Genomic DNA, 836 nt, shown 5'->3' with positions numbered 1-836 from the left:
CGGTGGCTGCCTGTTCGATCGGGTGAGCCCGGAGATGCGCATCTATCGGGAGGAGATTTTCGGCCCCGTGCTCTCCATCGTGCGGGTTCCCGATTACGAGACGGCGCTCAAGCTCATCAACGAGCACGAGTACGGCAATGGCACCGCCATCTTCACTTGTGACGGCGATACGGCGCGGGACTTCACGGCGCGGGTGCAGGTCGGTATGGTAGGGGTGAACGTTCCTATCCCCGTGCCCATGGCGTTTCACAGCTTTGGCGGCTGGAAGCGGTCCATCTTCGGACCGCTCAACATGCACGGACCGGATGGGGTGCGCTTCTATACCCGGATGAAGACGGTGACGGCACGCTGGCCCCAGAGTCTGCGCAGCGGCGCCGAATTCTCCATGCCGACCATGAAGTGACGTTCAGCCCCACTGCCATGGACTAACGCTTTGCCCCCGCAGGTCATGGATCTGCGGGGGCAACTTTGTAAAGGAATAACAGATGCGATTGGGTATTCTTGATTGTGACCGGCTGGATCCCGATCTGGTGGATCGTTTTGGCCCCGTTTACTCCGACATGTTTATCAAGGGATTCCAGCCGCTGGCGCCTGAACTGGAATTTCGGGTCTGGTCGGCCCTCGACGGCGAATTGCCGGAGGATCTGCGCGAGTGCGATGCTTGGCTCATCACGGGATCCCGCCACGATGCCTACAGCGATGTTCCCTGGATCCAGGCACTACGCGACTGGATCCGTCGTGCTCACGACGCCGATGTCAAATTGGCCGGCGTTTGTTTCGGCCATCAGGTGATCGCCCAGGCGCTGGGGGGGGAGGTGGTGAAGTCTACCAAGGGG

2 protein-coding genes are annotated in these 836 nt (G+C 60.8%); both read left to right on the top strand.

Annotated elements, in window-relative coordinates; genetic code table 11:
• A partial coding sequence (locus BN1123_RS11480; protein WP_042027118.1) for an aldehyde dehydrogenase family protein occupies positions 1 to 403 on the top strand: 403 nt, incomplete at its 5' end.
• Positions 404 to 485: 82 nt separating this feature from the next.
• Positions 486 to 836: glutamine amidotransferase-related protein (locus BN1123_RS11475; RefSeq protein WP_042027180.1), on the top strand; the 351-nt coding region annotated here is incomplete at its 3' end.

It is taken from the genome of Aeromonas enteropelogenes, from assembly GCF_000819845.1.
Lineage (GTDB): Bacteria > Pseudomonadota > Gammaproteobacteria > Enterobacterales > Aeromonadaceae > Aeromonas > Aeromonas enteropelogenes.
The sequence above is the reverse complement of the archived record's forward strand: the minus strand, read 5'-3'. Positions and strand labels throughout refer to the sequence as shown.